The organism is Flavobacterium sp. TC780 (genome assembly GCF_056783245.1).
Map to the genome: position 1 here is coordinate 1 of NZ_JBXBAV010000048.1, position 23430 is coordinate 23430.

Below are 23430 nucleotides of genomic sequence, written 5' to 3' on the forward strand. Positions count from 1 at the left end.
AAGGTTAATGCATGCTCCTGTTGTTAGGGAGGCAGCACCTATTTATAAGGGCTTTACAAAATATTAGTACTATTTGTTATCAAATTTATATAATTTTAACCAATAAAATACTTACAAAAGAAGTGATTTAACAAAATTAACAGTTTTTGTTAAATAATTTTATTTGTGTTTTTAGTAATAATTATCTGATTATCATTCTGAGCCCAGTAAAATTAATAATCGAGTAAAAATCAGTATGTTATGAAAAATAATATAGAATACTATTTTAAATTTTTTATTTCGTTTAGTAAATGTGAAAAATGGCTTTACAATTTTTGGTAATATTTAAAATAAAAATAGGGCTATGAAAAGAGAATAATATTCTTACAGACTTTGAGTATTCTGAATGAAATAAAAATGCATAAAATTTTTACAAATAATTTAATAACTTTGACTTAATTAGAAGGTTTAAATGTTTAAAATAGAAACTATTATAAACGAATTTTATCTAAATTAAGAAGTGATAAACAGTCACAATAGTAATTTTTATTGTCTAACATTGATATAAATTGTTAGAATTATCTCTAATAGCTATAGTAAATGAAGACACAAATTGCTTTTCTCTTATTTATGATAACGACAATCAGCTTTTCTCAAAGTTCTGATAAATGGAAGCAATACATAAAAAAAGAGAGCGAAAGCAAATTTGAGAAATACGATTTTACATCTTTAGAAAATGCGCATCATAACAAATACAAGGTTGTAAAAAAATCGGATGATATTTTTGTATTGTAGAAAACGAAAGTTCAGAATCTAATCAGTCTTTAAAAAAAGTACTTCCCGCTAATAATTTATGGAAATTACCATCGAATTTCTCAAATCATGAGAAAGACAAGTCATATATTGTAGCAACAGATACAATAAAATCGTTGGTTGTGACTTAAAATCAATGAATATTTCTGATATCACAGTAGTAGGCAACAATCTTGTAATTATAAAAAGTAACTCCAGAAAAATTATTGATGAGATTATATCTTTGAACAGTGTGTCTTCTATTTCGCAAGAATCGTTACAACCAAAAGGGGAGTCTAAAATAATAGATCAAAATTTCAGCATCAATTACATAAATAAAGCTCATGCTAATTTTCCTGTTTTAACAGGCGAGAATCAAATTGTAGCTATCAAAGATGATTTTTTTGATCTAAATGATATCGATCTATTAAGCAAGCACATTCCTTCGGCTACACAATCGGCTACAGTATCAAGCCACGCAACTGCTATGGCAACCATAGTTTCCGGATTAGGAAATAGTTCTGTCTTAGGAAAAGGAGTTGCTCAAAAGGCTAAGATACAATCATCCGACTTTTTGAATATCTATCCTGATGAAGTAACCACTTTAGAAGGTGCTACTACACAAAATCATTCCTACGGAACAGTAATTGAGAATTTTTATGGTTCTCTAGCTAATGCTTATGATTCTCAATTATTCGTAAATACTGATTTAACCCATTGTTTTTCTTCTGGTAATAGTGGACTTGAAGGTTATAAAACGATTACAGGTAATTTTAAGCAATCCAAAAATAGTATCCTATTGGGTGTATTGATCAAAACGAAGTAATTATGCCATTTTCTTCAAAAGGGCCAGCTTATGATGGGCGAATAAAACCGGAGCTGGTGGCTTTTACACACAAAGTACCTCAAATTCTACAGCATTAGTTACAGGAATTATTACCCTTATGAAGGAACATTATAAAATTATAAACAATAGCTCTTTGACTAATGCTTTAACAAAAGCGATTTTAATTAATAGTGCAAAAGATTTAGGTAATATCGGTCCAGATTTTATTTATGGCTATGGTAATATTAATGCGGATAAATGCCTAAAAACGATTAGCGAAAATAGAATCATATCTGGTAATTTAGTTTCTGGTCAGACAAAATCACATAAAATTACGTTTCCACCGAATGTAAAAAAATTAAAAGTCACATTAGTTTGGAACGACTTGCCAGCTGCAATCAACAGTAATATTAGTCTGGTGAACGATTTAGACATAGAAGTCATTTCGGAAGACAACACCACTTTTTTACCATGGATTCTTAATCCTGATGCTCCTCAAGAACAAGCTAAAAGAGGGAAAGACAAACTTAATAATATCGAGCAAGTGGTTATTGAAAATCCCATTTCAGGATCTTATACTATTGCTGTTATTGGTGCATATATCTCAAATGCAGCTCAGGATTATAGCATTGCCTACGAATATGAATTAGGAAATCAATTTGAATGGAATTATCCTGTTAGTAATGATAATTTCCCCTATGATGGTAAAACTATTTCTCCTTTTAAATGGGATTCTTCATTTTCGGGAACCTCAGGTCAATTGTCAATTAGTTATAATAATGGACAGACTTGGGAAATTATTGCAAGTGGTATAAATCTAGATAGTGAGCAATTTACTTATACACCTACAGAGCGAAAATTCTCAAAAGCAAAATTAAAAATGACCATTGGTACTATTGATTACATTTCTGATAGTTTTACGATTTCTTATGATTTAAATATCCGAACTAGTTTAGTTTGTGACGGCACAACAGAAATTAATTGGGACAAACCCACTGATGTTGTTTTATTTAATATTTATCAATTAACAGGGGATCATTTCGAATTTAAAGAACAAACAACAAATGCTAATTATACCTATACGAATGGAAAAACTCATACCGTTGTTCCTTTATTTGACAATAGCGAAGGAATAAAAAGCGAGTCTACATTGCAGTATGATCAAAATTCAAATTGTTATTTTGAATTAACTTTAGCAGAAGTTTATGAGGAGAATAAAATAAAGGTTAGTGCCAGTCTTTTTAGCTTGTATAATATCAAAAGGTTAGAGTTAGTCAAAATAATTAATACTTCGGAAAAGTGTTATCAGCACAATAAATGATGTCAACTCTAAAACATTTGCTTTTATAGATACTGTCCCAATAAAAGGCAGCAATAGATATAAAATAAATATAATTTTGAGAAAACAATAATGTATTCAGTTCTCCAATTCTAGATGCTAATTATTTAGGGGATGATTCATTTTTTTACCCACACTATTAAGCAAAGATGAAGAATTAAATATTGAAGCCAAAAAAGAGGGAAATGCTATTTTCTATTTATACAATATTAGTGGACAAAACACTATTACTTTTCCATTGTTTTCTAAAGCCAATACTATCAATCTGAACAATATTGCTTCAGGGATTTACATCTACAAAATAATAACAGGCTTAGGGGGAAACCAAACAGGAAAAATTGCAATTTTTTAAACATATAAGAAAGTTATTTTTAGGTTTCTGTTTATTATCCTAAAATCACGTATTACTACCTAGTATCATATTTTTCTTATTTTTTATATTGCAGTAATCAAATCTACAACCTAATCTATATGCAAAACGAATTATCAAAAAAGGCAGCTATTGATTGTGAGACCAATCCTGCTTTATCCCTTAAGAAAATGTTTATTGATACAACCATGGGAAATCGTATCATTGCAGGACAATGCCCTGTTCGCAGAGGAGTATTCCTTAAACCTCATGGTGTTGCAAAGGCCGATTTTATAATAATGCCAAGATACCACCAGAATACAAAGTAGGAATCTTTGCTCATGATCATTTTGAAGCCTGGGTACGTTTTTCAAGCGATACCGTTCCTTATGCTCCTGATATGAAGACTACTGTGGGAATAGGAATTAAGCTGTTTGGAGTATCAGGTAAAAAGCTATTGGAATCTAGTGAAAATGCAACTACTGCCGATTTTATTTTACAAAATATGAATGTGTTTTTTGTAGATAATGCTACCGAAATGTGCAAGTTTACTAAGGCAGGAGTAGTCGATCATGATTATAATCTGTATTTAAAAGACCATCCTGAAACTGTACGTATTTTGGATGAAATGGAAAAAGTTGTTTCTAGCTGTCTAACGACGCCTTACTGGAGTGGACTTCCATATTCTTTTGGGGAAGGTCATTTTGTAAAATACAAATTGGAACCGATTGACCCACCGTTTAGCACGCCACCATCACAAAACTCAGCTGATTATTTGCAGGCTGATCTACAAGCTCGTCTGAATATGGGTGAGGCACAGTTTAAATTTATGGTTCAGTTTAGTACAGATCTTGAAAAAATGCCATTGGATAAAGCAATGACACCTTGGGATGAAACAGAATCTGTTCCTGTTCATATCGCTACATTGGTTATTCGAAAACAGGATATTACAAATCAGGGACAAGCAGAATATGGAGAGAATCTTTCTTTTAATCCGTGGCGTACTTTAGAAGCACACAAACCACAAGGTACTATTAGCGATGCCCGTAAAATTGTATATGAGGCTGGAGCCGATTTAAGACGTTTTAAAAATGGTGTTCCCGCTGTAGAACCAATTGTACCAAGACAATTAAACAACCAATAACTAGCATTATGGATACTAAAAATATAAAAAAAGTAGCTATTTATCCAGCAATCGGAATAGCTAGAATTGGAAATTCTCCTGAGTATTATCTAGCCTCTGATTTACCAGGCGTAGCTCCAGTTGCTGAAGGTGGTTTTAAAGACGGCGACAATTTATTTAAAAAACAGGTGCCTTTGTTTCGTATTTATGCTTTGGATGAAAATGACAATCCGCTTTATGAAATTAATATGGATACGGCAACAGATGTAAATATTGAATGGGATGTGCATGTAGCCAATAGGAAAGCGGCATGGTATCAGTTTAATAATGCTTTGGATTTAGGAGAATATAGTATTCCAAGTTTAAAGCGTAACGGAGGTATTACAGGTGCAGACAGAGAGCAGCTTGTTATTGACCCAGGACCAAGAAAAATTAGTGGTAAAAATATATCTGGTAAAGACTATCAGCTGGATACAGGGAAATTTTTTGATAAAGAAGTTTCTTTGGGTGAGTTAAAAACGGATGACAAAGGGCGTTTGTTATTTTTTGGTGGTGACGGAAAAAGTGAATCCCGACTTAATATTCGTGCCATAACTTTTGCTAATAACGACGACTGGCATGATGATACTTCAGATGGTGTTGTAAGAGCCAAGGTAACTATTGGTGGGCAAACATTTGATGCTAAGCCTGCTGTTGTAGCTTGTACTCCGCCAAATTTTGGGCAGGGATTATTTCCTGTGGTGAGTATGTTGGATGTAGTTCAGGATTTGTATTTAAAGGAAGGCTGGATAGCTCCAAAAGGGACAGTAAATTTTTATGAAGATATCTACCCTATATTATCCCGAATGAGTACTACACAATGGGTTAATGAAGGTTTCTTTGTTTTGTTTGGTACAGATTCTCCAAGTGATTTTAATAATCCGGAGTTCATCAGTCAGTTAGAAAATCCAGGGACTCAATTTGAATCAGAAAGAAAACGAGTATTTGAATGGTTTAGAGATCATCAATCAAATGAATATGAACCAACTAAATTACCTCCTCATTATGGAGATTTATTTGGTGACTACGAAGATTTACCAGCGGTTGACTTATCTGTAACAGCTACCCAATATGAAATGCTTCGCCAGTGGTCTGAAGGTAATTTTGTAACGGGAAAACGAAAAGAAATTGTTCCTTTTGACGAATTATCAGTAAACGAACAGGTTGATGCATTATTAAAAGCTCCATTGGAAGAATGTTTAGGAGGTCCTTTTCATCCTGGAATCGAGATTACATGGCCATTTAGGCATCTTATGATGTGGGACGAACCTTTTCGCTTAAAAGTTTTACCTAAAAACGAAAAAGTTAAAGATGATTATGGAGGTATTATCACTTCAGAAATTGCTTTGTCTGAAAATGGGCCATTAGATGGAACAGGCATGGATCGCTTACACGTTGGTTAGGCGGTGCCATGGCAAACAGATGAAGCCAGTTGTATGTCGGGTTATGATGTAACTCTTTATTTACCATTACCTTCATTTTGGTCAGTACGAGTTCCTAATACAATATTATCAATGGATAGTTACAACCGATTGAAAGCGACAACAACAAATGATGGACGAAGTTGAAAACATTTCTCTTATCGTGTAGATTGGATGCGTGATTTATATTCAAACTATGTACCGCGTATTAATAATATGGTTTCTCAAATGGCATCAGTTGGGGATTATTACTAAACAGGAACTTGATACACAATCGCAATTTTTACCCGATACCTTATGGGTTGAAACCGATCGAGAAGGACCAGCAGGTATTGATCCAACTTTAGAACAGGTAAAACATGCGAAAGAGAAAGTACTGTCGGTGCGCAATTATTAAGAGCTACACCACGCGAAAGTCATCCATTAAAAAGACACAAACTATAGTAACTCGAATTTCCATACCTGTAGTAATTATTGGTGGTGGTCCAGCTGGTCTGGCAACTGCCTTAACATTGCGCGAACATCATATTCCATGTGTTGTAATAGATAACCAATGGAAAGCACTGTCTAAACTTGCGAAATCACTAGCTCCCAGTGCTAATACTGTATTCCGAAAATTAAGTTTGGAAGAAATATTGACTTTCTGAAGTTCATAGTTTATATGTAGGTAATAACGTTGTGTGGGGCGATTCATCGCTCCGCCAGCGTTACTTTTTAAATGAACCATATGGAGACGGAAGGCATTTGAATCAAACTATTTTGAAAAACAACTTCGGGATATTGCTATTGAAAGAGGTGTAATTATTTTAGAAAATTACCGGCTTACTAACATTACACAGCAGGAGAATAAAATGATTGTGAGTTGTTGTCATTCTGATAATACAACAAGAACGATTACTGCCGATTTTGTAGCCAATTGTAGTGGTAGAGCCTGGATCGTATTAAAAAAATGGGAGTTAAGAGACAGATTTATCGATAATCTGGCTTCTTATCATTTTATACAGAACAATCAGAAGAGTCTTTAAAAGGAATGACCTTTATCGAATCGGTAGAAGATGGTTGGTGGTATGCCGCTCCGCTAGCTGATAATAAAGTAATTGTCAATTTTATATCGGGATAGCATATAGTATTAGAATAATACTACTTCACTTAAATGGTGGCATTCAGTAAAATTGCTACTACTCAATATCTTAAAAACTGCTCTTCCTGAAATAAAATCTTTAACAACCGTAGTAGGTATTAAAACTGCTACAACATCTTTATTAGATAAGCCAGGTGGTAACAATGGATTGCTGTGGGTGATGCATTGTGTACTTATGATCCATTAACTTCTTTTGGAATTACAAATGCACTTGTAAGTGGACATAACGCTGCAAATGCAATAGCTGGTTTTTTAAATGGTAATACTGATTCATTGTCTGAATATATTACTTTTCTCAAATGGCTTTGTTTAATAAGTCAGTTGCTTTGTTGCAAAATCAATATCAATCTGAACAACGTTGGACTAAGCATCCTTTTTGGGAAAGAAGACAATTGTAATGGATGATAGATGGTTTGATATAGGATAAGTATTTGGTCTGTAGGTAATTACTCAATTACTTCTGCTTGTTTTGAAAAACAGGTAAAAGTACTCGTAATCAATACGTTATATTTGTTTAATTTAGATGCCCTGTAAAACAATTGATAAATAGTTTTACGATGAAAAAATACGTCACATCCGAAAAACCTTAAACGAGTAGGAAATCCCAAATACTTTTTATTATGTCACAATCAACATTTTCTTGGTCCTTAGAGGCTTAAGAGTCTCGTGGAAATTTATGGCTAAGATGGAGTACCAATTCACCATTTAGAGCACAACAAGGGCAAATTCACGTATATAATGCGGGCTTCCCTTCAGATCCCAAAAAGAAACCAAAGCATGGTCTTGGGATAACGAAAATAATGCAAACTGGGATACTGGACAAAAATGGGGCACAGGATGGAATTGTGCTTACATTGCTGAGAGAAGCCCAAATGGACCTTATACTTATTTTATTAAATTGACAACTACAAGTGCTATGGGACCTAATGTTCTTAAAGTTCAAGAAGTAGTTACAGAGCAGTAAAATAAGGGTATTGATTTAGAATAGCTTATATGAAAATGTTCTTCATATAAGCTATTTTTTTGTAAATAACAATGGGCAAAAGTAGTATGCAGTAAGTGAATTTTGGATTCAATTAAAATTTTAGAGTATGGTTGGAGAAAATTGAAGAAGTAAATTGCTTCTTACTTAAGTATATTAAAATTTTGAATCTCACTTTCCCATATTACTGTTAGCGGTTTGTACTTTTTTACGGATTGTTTTTCATTATAATTTCTTTTACGCCCCCTTTTGTCAAAATTATAGAATTGTAAATTCCTGATTTGTTTTGTACAAATTCGATAGTTCTGTCATTATTGTCTGCTCTAAAAAATTTTGTTTTTGACTCAGGTAAGAGTTCCATTTCTAAGCTATTATAAAATAGCTTTTCTCCGTTTTTGATTATTTCAATTTCCCCATACTTGCCTGTATAGTTATCATATTGCGTAATGTCTGCTTTAATTTGGTGATGTTTGTAAGGAAGCTCTACTTCTTTTTGTAAAGCAATTGCAGATAACGCATAACCGATGATATATGAAGGGGATTCATTATTAGAAAGTACAGTAACTAAAATTTTGTCATCAGTAAATCGATTAAAAGAGGTCATTGTACCAAAGAAACCGCCATCATGGGCAATAAGTTGATGTCCATGATTGTAAAATGGATTAATCATAAGTCCATAGCCATAACTTTGGTTGTTGTAGAAGTAAACATTCGCTTTTTCATATCTGCTGATATGATAGTTGTCCATAAAGCGCTTGGTCCCATAATGCCAAATCTTCAACAGTAGAATAAACACCATCATGACCAAGGTTAAAACCCCAATTGATGTATGGATTATGAATATATCCGTTTTCGGTTATATGATAAGCCTTTGCTTTTCTTAGGATTATTGAATCATTATTACTGACTCCTGTGTTCTTCATTCCTACTTTTTCAAATATATTTTTCTTCAAATAAACAGCATATTTTTCACCAGATACTTTTTCAATGATTTTTCCCAATAGATAATAGCCAATATTGCTATATTCACTTTGGGTTCCTGGTGTAAATTCATAAGGTATTTTTTTTATTTCATTATAGGCAGAATCAGCCGAAATGGTAGTTAATGCTAATTCTTTAAAACCTAAACCAAGTCCAGATGAATGAGATAATAACATATGAATAGTAACGCTATCAGCTTTAGGGTAATCAGGGAAAAATTTACTTAACTTATCATCAAGAGACAATTCCCCTTTTGCTACTAATTGAAGAATAGCCGTTGCAGTAAATTGTTTTGTTACCGATGCTAACTGAAATTTAGTATCTACTGTATTTTTAATATTCCATTCGTAATCAGCTAGCCCGTAAGCCTTTTTTAGTAAAACGGAACCGTTTTTTGTGACAATAACAGCTCCGCTAAAATTATTTATTTCGACTTGGGCTTGCATGTATTTCGCAAGATTAGTTGATATGTTTTTTTGTCCAAAAAATAGAGTTGGAAGCAGAAAGAATATCAAAAATAGTCCTGATTTAGTTATTTGATGTGCTTTTTTCATTTTAGTTTTTACAGTTTGAAATTATTTTAGTTAGTATTTTATCTAGTAATTCAATTTCGTTTTCTGATAATCCTTCAAGAGCAATCTGCCTGTTTTTGTGTATGACTGGAGTTAATAATTCAATTGTTTTTTTACCTTTTTCTGTGATTTCAAGGTTGAATTTTCGTCTATCTACTTCATTTATTGTTCTTGTTAGGTACTCTTTTTTTACCATTAACTCTATGATTCGCGTAATAGAAGTATTGTCTTTAAAAATCAATTCAGCTATTTCCTTTTGAGAATAATCAGAATTTTGATTAATCATAATTAGTAATAAACACTGATCAACTGTTATATCATTTACAATTTTCTTTATGTTTTTCTGTGAAATTTTCCTATACTCTTTTATTGTCTGTTCCACTGTATAAAGAACAGTTCCTGTTGGGTTATTTTTTTTCATATTAAAAATAGTTGCTATAGTTATAATTGATGTAAATATAGTTGTTGTGTCAATTAAATAAAAATAAATTATCAATTTTTTTAATAAGTATTTATTTAAAGCTTTTAAATTTTCAAATAATCGAAGAAAAGAAAGATATATGTATTGCTTTGTGTGTCAAGCGGAGTAGTAATTAAATAAGCTAGAAGCTATTTTTAAGTTGTTGTTTTTTGCTGATTTACTTTATTATTAATTTTTAATTGAATTGTTTTAAGGTTTTATAGGCTAATATCACTGAAGATATTATTTTATTGTAAGTATTATCCTTATATTGGAAGATGTTTAAAAATAAATATGATATGATTCGATTTTTGAAAAAAGATAAAAATTTTAGAAATGCATTGTTTGTTTTTATAATTGCTTTTTCTCCCCTTTCTTGCCTTTGAACCTTTATTTGAAAATTTAGGGCAAAAGGCATCTCAGGAGTTCGCCGCGGCAATTTTGAACATCTTCGCGGCTGTTATTACAATGGTTTTGTTAAGCAAACAATCAGAAACAGAGCTGGAGCGAAGCCGTAATGAAAAAGTATTTGAACAAAAAATAGTGTTATTTAATCAAGTATTGGATTTTTTACAGACTATTTATGAAGACCTTGATGGCGCAAATAAAATAAAAATCAGTCGTGTTAAGATTACACAATTAGAATTTTTACTAGCAAAAATGGTAATGGTTGGTAATGATAAAACGATAAAAGAGTTTAAATCTTTATATCAGAATATAACCAATAATTATGTTCCCGAAACGCAAATACTCACCTTGAATATAAGCCATAAACATACTATTTTCCGTTTTGCAGATTATTGTAGAGAAGAGTTAGGATTATCGGACAAAAACTTAGAAAAAAGAAATATTAGAGGATATCGTATTGCAAGGAGAATTGTTTTATTATCTTGAACAAAAAGAGTCTTTAGATTTTGACACTTAGGAGACAATTAAAGATATCTATGGTTTTTTAGCCTTTGATTTAAGTATACCTATCGAAAATATTAAGTTCCTCCCAAATGGATTTGAAGCCTTCATAAATAAAACTCAAGATAAAACAGTACGATTTCTGGAATGTTTAATTGATAAACAGGAAATATATATTAATATTCCGGTTCCTGATATGATAAAAGATTTTCAGTTAAATGATAATACATTTAAAATAAGACCATCAGAGAGGAATAAATTTATAGGACAACAAGTTACTATAGAAAAAGCAATTGAAGACAGTTACGAGTTTGTTAAAAAGCAGAAGGTATAAGTGAATTTTTTATAAAACTGAAAATGCTACAGGATTGTTTCTGATTATCAGAAGATAAATTATGATCTAATCTATAACTAACAAAGCTCGCATTATGATTAAATAATCACAGTGCGGGCTTTGATTAAAAAGAATTAATTCATTTTTTATTGACCTTTCCAGTAGCTTACAAGTATATTATACAATTCTTTTGTATCTAAAAAAAAACAGACTTTTTTACTGTTATTAAGTGCGCTAAATATGGAAAACTCCTATTGTTAAAGGAAGCTAGTTTTTAAATCAATTTGAGTATTATTTCAAAGACTAGATAGTATGTTAAAAGTATTTTTTATCTCAAAGCAAAGAAGGTAGACAAAAAAGTGAATCTTTTATTTTACTCGTTTGCCTTACAAAAGAATTTCAGTGCGTGTTTAAAAATCTATTTCCAAAGGAAATGGACTTTGCTGGAACCTTAGTAATGTTTTAAAATTCGAAAATAATATTTCCTCATAGCAGAACAGTGTCTCCTGTTGTTTTTAAATTATAAAAATAAAGCTGGTAAGTGTTTTTATTTAAAATAATTCTAAATAATGTTTCTAAAAAAACATATTTATAAGAATATATTCTTAAGTTTGTCTTAAAATTAATGTTTTGATTCTACATTCTTATATTATATGATTTAATTGAGAGTGTATTCTTGTCATTTTGGGTAATTAGAATTATAAGCTTTAAATAATTTAATCAGTATTAATCTCTTAAAATTTATGAAAAATAAACTAAATAAATCAATTTCATTTCTCGCATTAAGTGTTGCAATTGTTTTTGCAGGTTGTCAAGAAGATGAGATTGGTACATTAAATCAAGAATCAGTTACTAACGCAAAAGAATGGTTTGATAATAAAAAGCCAAGCTTAGATGCCTTAAAGTATGTAGAGATTATCGACTGGAGTAATGCTATTGTACTTAATAATAATGGTGAGGCAATTGAAGATCCACTAATATTAGTAGACAATGTGTCTACAAATGTTGTTGATGACGTAGAATACAAAAGTTTCATAAGATTGTTGCTAATTAAAGATAACGTTAATTCATATAAAGTTTTCGACATAGTTTACACTACCAAAGACGAATCATTCAAAAATAGTGATAAATCATTTAATATTCTTAATATTAGTTCTCATTATTCAGGATTTATTACGATTCAAAAAAGTAATAATACAATTTCATACTCAGGAAAATACGAGAATGGGAAATTTTTAGAGTTGCATAATTTAGATCAGGGGCAGAATTTAACCAATAGGCTTGTGTGTAAATATTACGTGACTGTAGGTCCTTATACAACATGTAGTAATTGGGTGTGGTATCCTGATTACGGCCCTGGAGCTCTACCTCCTGGATATATGCCTGGAGTCTCAGGACCACTTTTTCCAAATGGTTTTCCTTATACTGATCCTTGTATGGCAGCAAGAATAACAACGAGTGTTTCGCAAAATAGCGGTTTTATAAACGCTAAAAGTGCAGTTATACAAGCTGGTATGGATGGTAATGAACATAGTATTACTTTAGGAACAGCAGTTTCAGGTGTATTTACCCAAGCGGCAATGAATAATGGAGGAACAAATGGCGTGAAAGTAAACGAAACTCTCAAAGGGGCTTGGGGGGCAATTCACAACCATCCAAATAATACTCCATTATCCTCAGGTGATATTTATACTGCTGTCACATTAAATACTAGACACCCTGATTTCGATACATCAATAATTATAACAGGAGGAGAAACATATGCGATTGTAGTTACCAATCTTGCAAATGCTCAGAATTTCGTTAAAAATAATCCACCTGTAATAACTGCATTGTATCCTCCCGAATTTCCAGATTCTATTTTTGATCAGATATTAGATGTCAGAACTAAATTAGGAGAATCACTTGATTCAAGAACAGCAGCAATAGCACAGGTTTTAGATGAAAATAATTCTGGAATTACATTAATGAAACAAGATAACGGGGGGAAGTTTAACCCAATTAAATTTCAAAAAATGACACAATCAGACGGCTCAGTAACATACGTAGCTGTTCCGTGTTAACTAAAAAATAAAATAAAATGAAAAATACAATTAAAATTATAGCAACTCTATTATTTTTAATAAATACTAGCTGTAAAGCTCAGCAAATGGTTCAAACACCAGTTGATTCGTATAAATTAAAAACAAACGAAAAGCAGTTCATAGATAAGCCTTTAAATGTTTTATTGAAAGAAATAAAACCAGAAATAAAGCTTGTTTTAGGGACAGTAGATTATCCATCTTATTTTGTTTTCCGATTTATAAGCAGAGAAGAATTCAATAAAAAACCATCAAACGGAAGTACAATAGGACTATATATATATGTAAAAGAACCATTAGATTGGGATTTTAACAAAAGACCTAAAGGGAAAGAGTATCAATGGACCAAGGAAGATGCCGAAAAATATGGTAATCTTACGGTAATCCGAATAAAGGTTAATGGTAAAGAATAATTTATTGACACTGTTCTAATCTATAACTAACAAAGCCCACATTATGATTAAATAATCACAGTGCGGGCTTTGATTAAAAAGAATTAATTCATTTTTTATTGACCTTTCCAGTAGCTTACAAGTATATTATACAATTCTTTTGCATCAATATCAATCTCAGAGGCAGAGTACATTAAGTTTAATTCAGAATTTTGCTCATCATGGGCCATTTTCCACATTATTTTTGAAAGACGGTTACGGTATTTTTGTGGATTACCAATTGTAGTAATAACTAAAGCGTCACCTCCCGTATCATCTAATTGGATATCTGTGACATCAGACCATTCAACTCTGCCAAAAGCTTTAGATAATGGAGTGGTTTTTCCAGTAAAACCTGTTGTGTCAATTTGAATTAATGGGGATTTATCTCTCATGCCAGCTAGGCTTTTAAATGAAAAGAAAAGCATGATCAAAAGAAAACCACCAGAAAGAACTGCCGGTTTTGTTTTAAGCTCCCCGCCAAAAGTTCCTATGCAGTATAAAAATATGATGGCTAATAGAAAAGTAATAGATCCAACATATAAAAATAAATTTCTGGTTTTTTTTGCATTTCGATATAATTTTGTTTCTTCTCTCATGGGTATACTATATTATAATTAAAAAATAATAGTGCAATTTATTATTAATAAATATAAGATGTGCTATTAAAAATAAGTAGTTACTTATGTAATTGATAACTTTTTGGTTTTTAGGGTTATAGATGCTTTGTTGTATTTGTGACTAAATTTTATGAGGGAATTATCAATGATCTCATTTATTATTGGGTAAGAATCCATTTGGAAGAAATTATTTAGTTATTGTGTAGAACTATTAAAGGGAAGGATACTCTTAAAAGAATATAGAACAGGTGAATTTTAATAGCTGCAAGCTGACATTCAATTTGTTGTATATATGGCAAGAGAAGAAGGGGAAATAGGCTTAATATAAAAGAATTATAATTGGTGTAATGAACTCATTTTTATAAAACTTGAGATAGTATTCGTACAATGTCATTTTTTTTGCTTAATATTAGAGATTAATAAAAAGATAATCAAAAGTATTAGAAAACAAAATCGTTTTATATATTTGATTTCATGATAATTTTTGCATTATTTGCAAAATAAAAGCAAAAAGCCCGAGATAAATTAATTATTAATAGTAAGTATACCTATGTCATTTTCAAGTCTATTTCGAAAAAAAACAGTACAAGATATTTTAAGTCAAGTTGAGAAGAATAATACTGATGGTAGTGATTCCTTAGGTAAACATTTAACAGCACGTGATTTAACAGCTTTTGGTATTGCCGCAATTGTAGGTGCAGGTATTTTTAGTACAATTGGTAAAGCTAGTGCCGACGGAGGACCAGCAGTTATTTTTTTGTTTCTATTTACAGCCATTGCTTGTAGTTTTGCTGCTTTTGCGTATGCAGAATTTGCTTCGATGGTTCCAGTTTCAGGAAGTGCTTATACATATTCTTATGTTGCTTTTGGTGAAATTATAGCTTGGGTCATTGGTTGGGCATTAATAATGGAATATTCGGTCGGGAACATAACCGTTGCTATATCATGGAGTGACTATTTTACGGGATTGCTCGCCAGTGGAGGAATTCATTTGCCCCAATGGGTTCAAATGGATTATTTAACAGCCTCTAACGGATTTAAAGACGCAACAGCTTTAATGCATGGTGGAAAAGCATTTGAAAATCTAGAACCAGCTTTACAATCAGCATATACAGCATGGACTACATCACCAATGATAGGTTCATTTCATTTTGTAGCCGATTTACCAGCTTTATTAATTATTATCCTGATTACTGCATTGATTTATCGCGGGATGAAAGAATCTCGTAACGCAAGTAATATAATGGTTGTAGTAAAATTATGTGTAGTGCTTCTGGTTATTGCAGTTGGTGTTTTTTATGTAGATACTGCCAATTGGGATCCTTTTGCACCAAACGGAGTAACAGGAGTCTTAAAAGGAGTTTCAGCCGTATTCTTTGCTTATATAGGATTTGATGCAATTTCAACAACTGCCGAAGAATGTAAAGATCCACAACGTGACTTACCAAGAGGAATGATGTGGGCAATTATAATTTGTACCATTTTATACATAGCAATCGCATTAGTACTTACGGGAATGGTAAGTTACAACCAACTTAATGTTGGAGATCCACTTGCTTTTGTATTCGAGAAATTAGATTTAAAATGGATGTCAGGAATTATTGCAGTAAGTGCAGTAGTGGCAATGGCGAGCGTTTTATTGGTTTTTCAGATGGGACAGCCTCGTATCTGGATGAGTATGAGCCGTGATGGATTATTACCAAAACGTTTCTCTAAAGTACATCCTAAATTTAAAACACCATCTTACGCTACTATCGTAACAGGATTTGTTGTTGCAGTTCCTGCTTTATTCTTAAATCTTACTATGGTAACCGATTTATGTAGTATCGGAACATTGTTTGCCTTTGTATTAGTTTGTGCAGGAGTTTTGGTATTGCAAAACAAACCAAATATTCCAAGAGGGAAATTTAAAACACCATATATAAATTCAAAATTTATAATGCCTCTTTTATTGATTATCGGCTTAGTGTTTTCTTTTGGATACAACAAAAAGGCAACAATGAGTTTTATTATGAATGAGACTCAAATTAATGAATCGGCAGATATAATTACTTCTTTAGATAAAAGCCATACAAAAAAGGTATACGATTATTTAGTAACTGTTGATGCTAATAATGCTACAACCGGAAAGCCTGATTTAGAACAAATATTGAAGCAGTATCAAAAAGATGAAACAAAGTATGCTAGTGTAATTGCAGGTTTACCAGTTGCAGATTCTATTAAATATGAAAGTGGTTTAAGCTTGTTTAAGCATAAAATACCAATGTGGATTTTCTTAATCGTTTTGGTTGGATTAACCGTTTGGGCTTTTAGACAAAATTTATCTTTAATTCCATTATTGGGTTTAATTTGTTGTCTTTATATGATGGCAGAATTAAGTGTTTGGAATTGGATTTACTTTACGGTTTGGTTACTTATAGGGCTTTGTATTTATTTTGGCTTTAGCCGTAAAAATAGTAAACTGAACTTAGAGAAATTGTAAGTTTATAGTTCCGTGAAAACCGATTGATTTTGAAAATATAAACAATTCTATCCGTATAGCAAAAGTCGTTCTGAGTTAAATATCAGAGCGACTTTTGTTTTTATATGACTTGATGATTTAAATCTGTTTGCGTCTCTAAGCATAAATGTTATAAATCTAGTCAGTATAAACAATTACCATAAAAAAATCCGCTTAGAGATAACTCTAGCGGATTCAAACAAACCAATTAAAAATTAAGCAAATTTATTTATAAAGAAATGTTTCATGTTTATAGTACCCCAAGCTCGACCATGCAGGCTTTCATCATTTGATAGGTTCTTTCGATGTCATTATCCAATCCTATTGAGAAACGAATTAATCCATCAGTTAAACCCATTTCGGCTTGTTCTTCTAGTGGAATTTCACTAGAAGTAGAGGTTCCTGGAGCGCTAAATAGGGTTTTGTAGAAACCTAAACTTACCGCTAAATATCCTAGATTTCGTGCCTGCATCAGTTCCATTAATTCATTGGCTTTGGCCAGAGAACCAACGTCTATTGTAAGCATTCCACCAAAACCATATTCAGGATTAATCATTGTTTTGTATAATTCATGGCTAGGATGACTTTTTAAACCAGGGTAAACAGTTTTAAGACCATCTTTTTCAAATTTATCAGCCAGAACATGAGCATTATGGCTGTGTTGTTTGATACGAATATGTAGCGTACGCAGGTTTTTCATTACACTAGCCGAACGTAAACTGTCCATTGTAGGGCCTAAAAGCATACTTGCACCACTATTTACATTTTTTAAGCTATTTATGAATTCTTTCGAAGCACATGTAACTCCACCAACAGTATCGCTACTGCCGTTTATGTATTTTGTTAAACTATGAATCACGATATCTGCACCTAATTTTGCTGGTGAAACCGACAAAGGAGAGAACGTATTGTCAACAACTAGTTTTAAATTATGTTTTTTTGCAAGACGAGATAATCCTGCGATATCTGCGACTTCTAATAAAGGGTTACTTACTGTTTCGCAATATAAAACTTTCGTTTCAGGAGTAATTGCAGCCTCTACTATATCTAACTTGGTGATATCTACAAAAGTTGTTTTTATACCAAACCTAGGAGTGAAATTTTTAAGAAAAGCATACGTTCCACCATATATAGTCCTACTTGAAACAATATGATCTCCAGCGCTGCATAATTGCATTAGTGTAGGTGTAATTGCACCCATTCCTGAAGCTGAAACATTAGCAGTTTCAGTTCCTTCCATAGCAGCAAGAGCTTGGTCTAAATATAAATTGCTTGGTGATGAATGGCGGGAATACAAATAACAACCCTCCATATTTCCTTCAAAAGTATCAAACATTGTTTTTGCTGAAAGAAATGTATAGGTTGAAGAATCTGATATTGATGGGTTTACACCACCAAATTCCCCAAAATACTGCAAATCCTGAATTTTGTCAGCCGGATTAAAATTTTCCATTGTTATGTTATTATGAGGAACGAATTAATTTCATCCTCTAGTTACTATTTATTTTTATTTATTTAAATCAAAGCTGTGTAATAAGAAGCTATCTCGATGGTTAACTGGGTTATAAAATCGGAGTTGCTCACAATTCAAATTAATGACTTATTAGAATAATAATCAATAGTATTCTTAATGTTTGGATTTTTAAATTATTAATTTGTTATTTATTAGATTTATTATCTAATTTTGTTTTTGAGATGAGATTTAAATAGATTATTTTTCAGTCTAAAAACGACTTATAATTATGGTATTAGATTCTATAGATAAAAAATTGTTACTGTTACTTCAAACTGATAGTAAGAAAACAACCAAAGAATTATCAATGAAGTTAGATCTTTCTGTGACAGCAGTTTATGAGCGTATTAAGAAACTAGAACGAGAAGGAGTCATTCATAAATATGTAGCCTTAGTAGATAAATCTAAAATAGAAAAGGGATTTGTCGTTTTTTGCCACCTAAAACTCATTCAGCATACCAAAGAATTTCTAACCAAATTCGAAAGCGAAGTTATCGAGCTAAAAGAAGTTCTCGAATGCCATCATGTAAGCGGAGATTACGATTATATCCTAAAGGTTCTCGTAAAAGATATGGAAGCATACCGAGAATTTCTAGTAACTAAACTCACAAACCTACAGCACATCGGCAGTACTCAAAGTATGTTCATGATTAGTGAAGTAAAAAATTCAACGGTTATTTCTTTTTGATTTTTTTTGAGGTACTAAGGTTCTGAGTGGCAAAGGGACATCGGTTTTGTTTCAGGTTTATTTTGTTTCAGGTTTTGTGGCTCTAAAAAAAACTTAAATTTGGGTTTAATATTGAGGATATGATATATGGAACAATGGGAACCAATAACTTTAAAAGAACTCTTTAGTGAAATTCAAAAAACAGAAAAAGATCTAAATGGAGAATTGAAGAACTTCTGGGATTTGATTAAAATAGATCCGACAAAATGGGAGGAAAAAGAATATGGTGAAATGGGAGGAGGTTTTTGGGTAGTAGCGATTTGCGGATATAAAGTAATTTGGTATAATGATATTGAAGAAGGATTTAATATTTCAAATTATAAAATGTTTGGGGAAATTGAAGGCTATTGGTGTAATCAGGAAGAACTTGATTGTTCAGTTGCTAGGTTATTTGAATTAGTTAGATTTGGCGGAGAAGTTATTGGAGGGGCAGGTGGTCCAGCAAAAAAGATGGTTTAAAATAAAACTTTGCGTCTCCGCGCCTTTGAGAGAGATTTTAAAATAATTCTACGAGATTGATTTTTCAATCAGTTTTAAAAATCAGCAATCTTAAATCAAAAACAATATCTGCCTAATCTGCTAAATCTGCGTGATAATTTTAAACTTTTGCGATGCGTATTAAATTAGAGATTTTAGAAATCTACATTTTCTACTAAATCTCAAATATAATTTAACATTTTTATGTATTTATTATAATAAGTTTTCCATACTTCAAGAAATCCTGAGAAAAAACTCTAACTTTTAAAGTTTAAACAAAACTTAATTCCTTAATTTTGTATCGCTAAAAAATAAAAAATCAAAAACTATGAGTTCATTTGACGTAGTCATTATAGGTTCAGGTCCCGGAGGATATGTTTCGGCAATTCGTTGCGCACAATTAGGTTTCAAAACAGCTATAATCGAAAAGTACAATTCGCTTGGAGGAACATGCTTAAATGTAGGATGTATTCCATCAAAAGCATTGTTGGCATCTTCACATCATTATGCCGAAATCAAACACTTTGCAGATCACGGAATAGAAGTTTCTGGTGATGTAAAAATCAATTTAGAGAAAATGATTGCTCGTAAAAAAGCAATTGTAGATCAAACAGCAGGAGGAGTTAACTTCTTGATGGATAAAAATAAAATTACCGTTTTTAATGGTTTAGGTTCTTTTGTAGATGCTACACATATTGCTATTGCAAAAGAAGATGGAACATCAGAAACTATTGAAGCTAAATATACTGTTATTGCAACAGGTTCTAAGCCTTCATCTTTGCCTTTTATCAAAATTGATAAAGAAAGAATCATTACTTCTACTGAAGCATTAGCATTAAAAGAAGTTCCAAAACACCTTGTTATTATTGGAGGAGGAGTTATTGGAATCGAGCTTGGGCAAGTTTACCTACGTTTAGGAGCACAAGTTTCTGTAGTTGAATTTATGGACAGAATTATTCCTGGAATGGATGGAGCTTTGTCTAAAGAATTAACTAAAGTATTGAAAAAACAAGGAATGAAATTCTACGTTTCTCATAAAGTAAAATCAGTAGAAAGAAACGGTGATGCTGTTGTAGTTCAGGCTGAAAATGCAAAAGGAGAAACAATTACTTTAGAAGGAGATTATTCATTAGTTTCTGTTGGGCGTCGTCCTTACACAGACGGATTGAATGCTGATAAAGCTGGAGTAAAAATTTCAGACAGAGGACAGGTTGAAGTAAATGATCATTTACAAACAAATGTTCCAAATATTTATGCAATTGGAGACGTTGTTCGTGGAGCAATGTTAGCTCACAAAGCAGAAGAAGAAGGAGCAATGGTTGCTGAAATCTTAGCAGGTCAAAAACCACATATTGATTATAACTTAATTCCTGGTGTTGTATACACTTGGCCAGAAGTTGCTGCTGTTGGACAAACAGAAGAACAAGTAAAAGCTTCAGGTACTGAATATAAAGTTGGAAGTTTCCCGTTTAAAGCTTTAGGACGTGCAAGAGCAAGTGGAGATTTAGACGGATTTGTAAAAATAATTGCAGATGCTAAAACTGATGAGGTTTTAGGAGTACATATGATTGGAGCTCGTACTGCCGATTTAATTGCTGAAGCAGTTACAGCAATGGAATTTAAAGCATCAGCCGAAGATATCTCGAGAATGAGTCATGCGCATCCAACATTTGCAGAAGCAATAAAAGAAGCTGCATTGGCTGCTACAGATAATAGAGCATTACACGTATAAAAAATGTTGTAGAGACAAATGTGGTGTGTTTAACATCATGACAAAATAAAACCCGACAATTAATAATTAATTGTCGGGTTTTTTTGTTTTTTATGTTCTGTAGAGACGCACCGCAGTGCGTCTAAAGATAGTACGTCTTAAGCAGTAAATACACTTCTATAATTATTCCAATATCTGTAAATTAAAAATATATTGGCTAAAAATAATAATGCTGCAATTGGTAATTTATCAGGAGACATAAAATAATTGATGAACAAGATATTAATAGTAATTGGTAGGATTAAAATATTAGCAAGTGTCACATAACGACCAGTAACAAAAGCTATTCCGCAAATTAATTCTATTGACTTGGCTAGTGGATATAGGTATGACGAGGCGATTAGACCAACATTAAAGGCTTTGAAGCTATCATTTGTAATTGGTTCCGGTGGGACTAAATCAAAGAAATAGCTTAGGGAAGCAAAAAGCAGTAAAAGACCAATTAAAGTTCTGATAATAATAGTGGCGATTTTCATGATGTAGATGATTTTTATAGGTTAAAAAATTAAAATTTTTGATATAAAATTACCTCATTGTTAATAATTGAAAAACTGGTTTAATTATTAATTTATTATGAATTGTACAGTCTATTTAATGATGTTTTAGGATTTGTTTAAATGTATATCAAATATAATGATTTTTGTGCTATAAATAAATACATGATTTCTTATATTTTAGACTGATTTTTGATCTATTTTCTATAAATGAAGACGTCAAAAAAGTATTACTCTAAACTTTGATTTATAAGGCGTTCCATTAATTTATTTAATAATTCAACTTGATAATTGCCTACAGACGCTATAATATGATCATTACCAATACCGCTATCGTTGGTTATAAAAACATAGGTTCCATTGGTAGCTATTGCCATATATCGCATTAAGAATTCGGTTTCTTTGTCAATTCCACTAGCAGTAATCGGAATAATTTTAATTCCTTTTTTACTAGCGATTGCAATTAAATTATGGATTTCTGAAATAATTTGGTCGTCATAATGAGGTGGTGCATCCAGAACTAAAAATAAAATTCTTGAGGTTGCATCTTCAGACCATTCTAAATTATTAATAGATTCAGCTAATGCAGTTTCTACTGCTTCTGGAAAATCGCCTCCAGCATCGGCTGATTGTTCTTTTATAAAATTGATTGTGTTATCTATATTTGTAGAGAAGTCAGATTTTTTAGTAACATAGTCTTCACCTTTGTCTCTGTAAAAAACAGCTCCCATATTTACCGTCGTGTTCTCATTTTTACGTTTTACTTTTGAAATCACATCAGTTAATTCTTCTTTTAAATATTCTAATTCATCTCCCATTGAACCAGTTGCATCAACCATAAATGCGATGTCAATTTTCTTTTTAGGATTATTTTTGGTATAATTAGATATATTTAAATTATTGATTTTATAGTTGTTATAAGATTTAATGTTAGGAAAAATTTGGTCACCTATTTTAACTTTATAATTAAGTTCTTTTCCTCCTTTTAGGAATGGCCATAATTCTGCATTTCCTTTATTGTTCGTTTTTGATTGCCAAATTATTTCATTTTGTGAATTGATTAATGTAACAGGGACATCAATTAGATTTGTGGAATTTGATTTTACATTTATGGCAATTCTATTTTCTAAATTATATTTCCAGTATTTTTTCATTTCAGAAAATTCAGAGTTATTGCTTAATGATTCCCAAAATGACCAATTGTTTAAATCATTCCATTCTCCAGCAGTAATTTGACCAGCCTGGATTTGTTGTTGTGGTTCTTCAGAATCCGAATAGCTCTCGGCTTTTGAATCTGCTGCAGATTCTGTTGCTGTAGCATCTTTTGAGTCATCAGATGAAGTAGTATCTGCTTTCTTGCAGGAAAATAATAATACGATGATTACTAGTGTAGTCAGGCTAAATTTTGCAATTGTTTTCATAGGAGATTGATGTAATTAATGATTAATAAATGGGTTGTTTTTTAATAGTTTTTTTTAATCAGGGTATAAGTAGTTTTGTCTCAATAATCGTATCAATTTTATAAAATGGTTATAAAGTGGTGTAATAAAAAGCGTGCCAATATTTTTT

At 31.7% G+C, this 23430-nt stretch carries 26 protein-coding genes; 19 read left to right on the plus strand and 7 right to left on the minus strand.

Translation table 11 applies throughout. From position 1 onward, the window contains the following. Positions 1–579 precede the first annotated feature (579 nt). From AC1RYN_RS04630 to AC1RYN_RS04685, 12 genes are all read left to right on the plus strand, one after another. On the plus strand, positions 580–774 hold the full coding sequence (locus tag AC1RYN_RS04630; RefSeq protein WP_481806008.1) for a hypothetical protein: 195 nt from the start codon (positions 580–582) through the stop codon (positions 772–774). Between the two features lie 154 nt (positions 775–928). Beyond that, the gene (locus AC1RYN_RS04635) at positions 929–1597 is read left to right on the plus strand and encodes a S8/S53 family peptidase (RefSeq protein WP_481806009.1); all 669 of its coding nucleotides are present in this window, start codon (positions 929–931) and stop codon (positions 1595–1597) included. 118 nt (positions 1598–1715) lie between these two features. Further along, positions 1716–2918, plus strand: coding sequence for a hypothetical protein (locus AC1RYN_RS04640; protein ID WP_481806010.1), 1203 nt, complete (start codon positions 1716–1718; stop codon positions 2916–2918). 181 nt (positions 2919–3099) lie between these two features. After that, positions 3100–3288 (plus strand): T9SS type A sorting domain-containing protein, encoded by a 189-nt coding sequence (locus tag AC1RYN_RS04645; RefSeq protein WP_481806039.1) that lies wholly within the window; start codon positions 3100–3102, stop codon positions 3286–3288. A gap of 119 nt (positions 3289–3407) precedes the next feature. Next, positions 3408–3614, plus strand: a complete 207-nt coding sequence (locus AC1RYN_RS04650) for a hypothetical protein (protein WP_481806011.1) — start codon at positions 3408–3410, stop codon at positions 3612–3614. A 71-nt stretch (positions 3615–3685) separates the two neighbouring features. Further along, complete coding sequence (locus tag AC1RYN_RS04655; protein WP_481806012.1) at positions 3686–4429, plus strand: catalase family protein; 744 nt, start codon at positions 3686–3688, stop codon at positions 4427–4429. Positions 4430–4437: 8 nt separating this feature from the next. Further along, the gene (locus tag AC1RYN_RS04660) at positions 4438–5850 is read left to right on the plus strand and encodes a LodA/GoxA family CTQ-dependent oxidase (RefSeq protein WP_481806013.1); all 1413 of its coding nucleotides are present in this window, start codon (positions 4438–4440) and stop codon (positions 5848–5850) included. Between the two features lie 3 nt (positions 5851–5853). Continuing rightward, positions 5854–6015, plus strand: a complete 162-nt coding sequence (locus AC1RYN_RS04665) for a hypothetical protein (RefSeq protein WP_481806014.1) — start codon at positions 5854–5856, stop codon at positions 6013–6015. A 91-nt stretch (positions 6016–6106) separates the two neighbouring features. Then, positions 6107–6265, plus strand: a complete 159-nt coding sequence (locus AC1RYN_RS04670; RefSeq protein ID WP_481806041.1) for a hypothetical protein — start codon at positions 6107–6109, stop codon at positions 6263–6265. Further along, positions 6228–6515 carry an FAD-dependent oxidoreductase gene (locus AC1RYN_RS04675; RefSeq protein ID WP_481806015.1) on the plus strand — a complete coding sequence of 96 codons (288 nt, stop codon included), beginning with the start codon at positions 6228–6230 and terminating at the stop codon, positions 6513–6515. Before AC1RYN_RS04670 ends, AC1RYN_RS04675 begins: the two co-directional genes overlap by 38 nt. 210 nt (positions 6516–6725) lie before the next feature. Then, positions 6726–6893: a hypothetical protein gene (locus AC1RYN_RS04680; RefSeq protein ID WP_481806016.1), complete on the plus strand. Its 168-nt coding sequence runs from the start codon at positions 6726–6728 to the stop codon at positions 6891–6893. A 269-nt stretch (positions 6894–7162) separates the two neighbouring features. Next, complete coding sequence (locus AC1RYN_RS04685) at positions 7163–7414, plus strand: NAD(P)/FAD-dependent oxidoreductase (RefSeq protein ID WP_481806017.1); 252 nt, start codon at positions 7163–7165, stop codon at positions 7412–7414. A gap of 785 nt (positions 7415–8199) precedes the next feature. Here AC1RYN_RS04685 and AC1RYN_RS04690 read toward each other — a convergent pair. Genes AC1RYN_RS04690 through AC1RYN_RS04700 form a run of 3 tightly spaced genes read right to left on the minus strand, consistent with a single transcriptional unit; the run spans position 8200 to position 9965 of the window. Further along, positions 8200–8739: a hypothetical protein gene (locus AC1RYN_RS04690; protein WP_481806018.1), complete on the minus strand. Its 540-nt coding sequence runs from the start codon at positions 8737–8739 to the stop codon at positions 8200–8202. Continuing rightward, entirely contained in the window at positions 8711–9526 is an 816-nt protein-coding gene (locus AC1RYN_RS04695; protein WP_481806019.1) for a serine hydrolase domain-containing protein, read from the minus strand. The genes AC1RYN_RS04690 and AC1RYN_RS04695 overlap by 29 nt, the downstream gene beginning before the upstream one ends. A gap of 1 nt (position 9527) precedes the next feature. After that, positions 9528–9965, minus strand: coding sequence for a MarR family winged helix-turn-helix transcriptional regulator (locus AC1RYN_RS04700; protein ID WP_481806020.1), 438 nt, complete (start codon positions 9963–9965; stop codon positions 9528–9530). A 507-nt stretch (positions 9966–10472) separates the two neighbouring features. Between AC1RYN_RS04700 and AC1RYN_RS04705 the strand changes: the two genes are divergently transcribed. From AC1RYN_RS04705 to AC1RYN_RS04715, 3 genes are all read left to right on the plus strand, one after another. Beyond that, the gene (locus AC1RYN_RS04705; RefSeq protein WP_481806021.1) at positions 10473–10898 is read left to right on the plus strand and encodes a hypothetical protein; all 426 of its coding nucleotides are present in this window, start codon (positions 10473–10475) and stop codon (positions 10896–10898) included. A gap of 1092 nt (positions 10899–11990) precedes the next feature. Then, on the plus strand, positions 11991–13310 hold the full coding sequence (locus AC1RYN_RS04710) for a hypothetical protein (RefSeq protein ID WP_481806022.1): 1320 nt from the start codon (positions 11991–11993) through the stop codon (positions 13308–13310). A gap of 17 nt (positions 13311–13327) precedes the next feature. Then, on the plus strand, positions 13328–13741 hold the full coding sequence (locus AC1RYN_RS04715) for a hypothetical protein (protein WP_481806023.1): 414 nt from the start codon (positions 13328–13330) through the stop codon (positions 13739–13741). Positions 13742–13836: 95 nt separating this feature from the next. On the opposite strand, the gene AC1RYN_RS04720 is transcribed toward AC1RYN_RS04715, so the two are convergent. Further along, positions 13837–14358 (minus strand): STM3941 family protein, encoded by a 522-nt coding sequence (locus tag AC1RYN_RS04720; protein WP_481806024.1) that lies wholly within the window; start codon positions 14356–14358, stop codon positions 13837–13839. Between the two features lie 571 nt (positions 14359–14929). Here AC1RYN_RS04720 and AC1RYN_RS04725 point away from each other — a divergent pair. Then, entirely contained in the window at positions 14930–16861 is a 1932-nt protein-coding gene (locus tag AC1RYN_RS04725) for an amino acid permease (RefSeq protein ID WP_481806025.1), read from the plus strand. A gap of 268 nt (positions 16862–17129) precedes the next feature. Here AC1RYN_RS04725 and AC1RYN_RS04730 read toward each other — a convergent pair whose 3' ends face one another. Next, positions 17130–18332, minus strand: a complete 1203-nt coding sequence (locus tag AC1RYN_RS04730) for an aminotransferase class I/II-fold pyridoxal phosphate-dependent enzyme (RefSeq protein ID WP_481806026.1) — start codon at positions 18330–18332, stop codon at positions 17130–17132. A 289-nt stretch (positions 18333–18621) separates the two neighbouring features. Here AC1RYN_RS04730 and AC1RYN_RS04735 point away from each other — a divergent pair, with 289 nt between their 5' ends. The 3 genes from AC1RYN_RS04735 (at position 18622) to lpdA (ending at position 21328) form a co-directional block, all read left to right on the plus strand. Further along, positions 18622–19080, plus strand: a complete 459-nt coding sequence (locus AC1RYN_RS04735) for an Lrp/AsnC family transcriptional regulator (RefSeq protein WP_481806027.1) — start codon at positions 18622–18624, stop codon at positions 19078–19080. Positions 19081–19206: 126 nt separating this feature from the next. Beyond that, positions 19207–19578 (plus strand): hypothetical protein, encoded by a 372-nt coding sequence (locus AC1RYN_RS04740; protein WP_481806028.1) that lies wholly within the window; start codon positions 19207–19209, stop codon positions 19576–19578. A 346-nt stretch (positions 19579–19924) separates the two neighbouring features. Then, positions 19925–21328, plus strand: coding sequence for a dihydrolipoyl dehydrogenase (lpdA, locus tag AC1RYN_RS04745; protein WP_481806029.1), 1404 nt, complete (start codon positions 19925–19927; stop codon positions 21326–21328). A 137-nt stretch (positions 21329–21465) separates the two neighbouring features. Here lpdA and AC1RYN_RS04750 read toward each other — a convergent pair whose 3' ends face one another. Both AC1RYN_RS04750 and AC1RYN_RS04755 read right to left on the minus strand, forming a co-directional pair. After that, positions 21466–21843, minus strand: a complete 378-nt coding sequence (locus AC1RYN_RS04750) for a DoxX family membrane protein (protein WP_481806030.1) — start codon at positions 21841–21843, stop codon at positions 21466–21468. 248 nt (positions 21844–22091) lie between these two features. Beyond that, positions 22092–23282 carry a vWA domain-containing protein gene (locus AC1RYN_RS04755; RefSeq protein WP_481806031.1) on the minus strand — a complete coding sequence of 397 codons (1191 nt, stop codon included), beginning with the start codon at positions 23280–23282 and terminating at the stop codon, positions 22092–22094. Positions 23283–23430 lie beyond the last annotated feature (148 nt).

Bases quoted from the DNA above. Each gene is read 5' to 3' on its own strand.
- AC1RYN_RS04690 (WP_481806018.1), bottom strand. From the start codon at position 8,739: ATGGACAACTATCATATCAGCAGATATGAAAAAGCGAATGTTTACTTC.
- AC1RYN_RS04730 (WP_481806026.1), bottom strand. From the start codon at position 18,332: ATGGAAAATTTTAATCCGGCTGACAAAATTCAGGATTTGCAGTATTTT.
- AC1RYN_RS04655 (WP_481806012.1), top strand. From the start codon at position 3,686: ATGAAGACTACTGTGGGAATAGGAATTAAGCTGTTTGGAGTATCAGGT.
- AC1RYN_RS04720 (WP_481806024.1), bottom strand. From the start codon at position 14,358: ATGAGAGAAGAAACAAAATTATATCGAAATGCAAAAAAAACCAGAAAT.
- AC1RYN_RS04675 (WP_481806015.1), top strand. From the start codon at position 6,228: ATGCGAAAGAGAAAGTACTGTCGGTGCGCAATTATTAAGAGCTACACC.
- AC1RYN_RS04725 (WP_481806025.1), top strand. From the start codon at position 14,930: ATGTCATTTTCAAGTCTATTTCGAAAAAAAACAGTACAAGATATTTTA.
- AC1RYN_RS04705 (WP_481806021.1), top strand. From the start codon at position 10,473: ATGGTTTTGTTAAGCAAACAATCAGAAACAGAGCTGGAGCGAAGCCGT.
- AC1RYN_RS04715 (WP_481806023.1), top strand. From the start codon at position 13,328: ATGAAAAATACAATTAAAATTATAGCAACTCTATTATTTTTAATAAAT.
- AC1RYN_RS04635 (WP_481806009.1), top strand. From the start codon at position 929: ATGAATATTTCTGATATCACAGTAGTAGGCAACAATCTTGTAATTATA.
- AC1RYN_RS04740 (WP_481806028.1), top strand. From the start codon at position 19,207: ATGGAACAATGGGAACCAATAACTTTAAAAGAACTCTTTAGTGAAATT.
- AC1RYN_RS04735 (WP_481806027.1), top strand. From the start codon at position 18,622: ATGGTATTAGATTCTATAGATAAAAAATTGTTACTGTTACTTCAAACT.
- AC1RYN_RS04700 (WP_481806020.1), bottom strand. From the start codon at position 9,965: ATGAAAAAAAATAACCCAACAGGAACTGTTCTTTATACAGTGGAACAG.
- AC1RYN_RS04640 (WP_481806010.1), top strand. From the start codon at position 1,716: ATGAAGGAACATTATAAAATTATAAACAATAGCTCTTTGACTAATGCT.
- AC1RYN_RS04695 (WP_481806019.1), bottom strand. From the start codon at position 9,526: ATGAAAAAAGCACATCAAATAACTAAATCAGGACTATTTTTGATATTC.
- lpdA (WP_481806029.1), top strand. From the start codon at position 19,925: ATGAGTTCATTTGACGTAGTCATTATAGGTTCAGGTCCCGGAGGATAT.
- AC1RYN_RS04750 (WP_481806030.1), bottom strand. From the start codon at position 21,843: ATGAAAATCGCCACTATTATTATCAGAACTTTAATTGGTCTTTTACTG.
- AC1RYN_RS04755 (WP_481806031.1), bottom strand. From the start codon at position 23,282: ATGAAAACAATTGCAAAATTTAGCCTGACTACACTAGTAATCATCGTA.
- AC1RYN_RS04660 (WP_481806013.1), top strand. From the start codon at position 4,438: ATGGATACTAAAAATATAAAAAAAGTAGCTATTTATCCAGCAATCGGA.
- AC1RYN_RS04650 (WP_481806011.1), top strand. From the start codon at position 3,408: ATGCAAAACGAATTATCAAAAAAGGCAGCTATTGATTGTGAGACCAAT.
- AC1RYN_RS04710 (WP_481806022.1), top strand. From the start codon at position 11,991: ATGAAAAATAAACTAAATAAATCAATTTCATTTCTCGCATTAAGTGTT.
- AC1RYN_RS04630 (WP_481806008.1), top strand. From the start codon at position 580: ATGAAGACACAAATTGCTTTTCTCTTATTTATGATAACGACAATCAGC.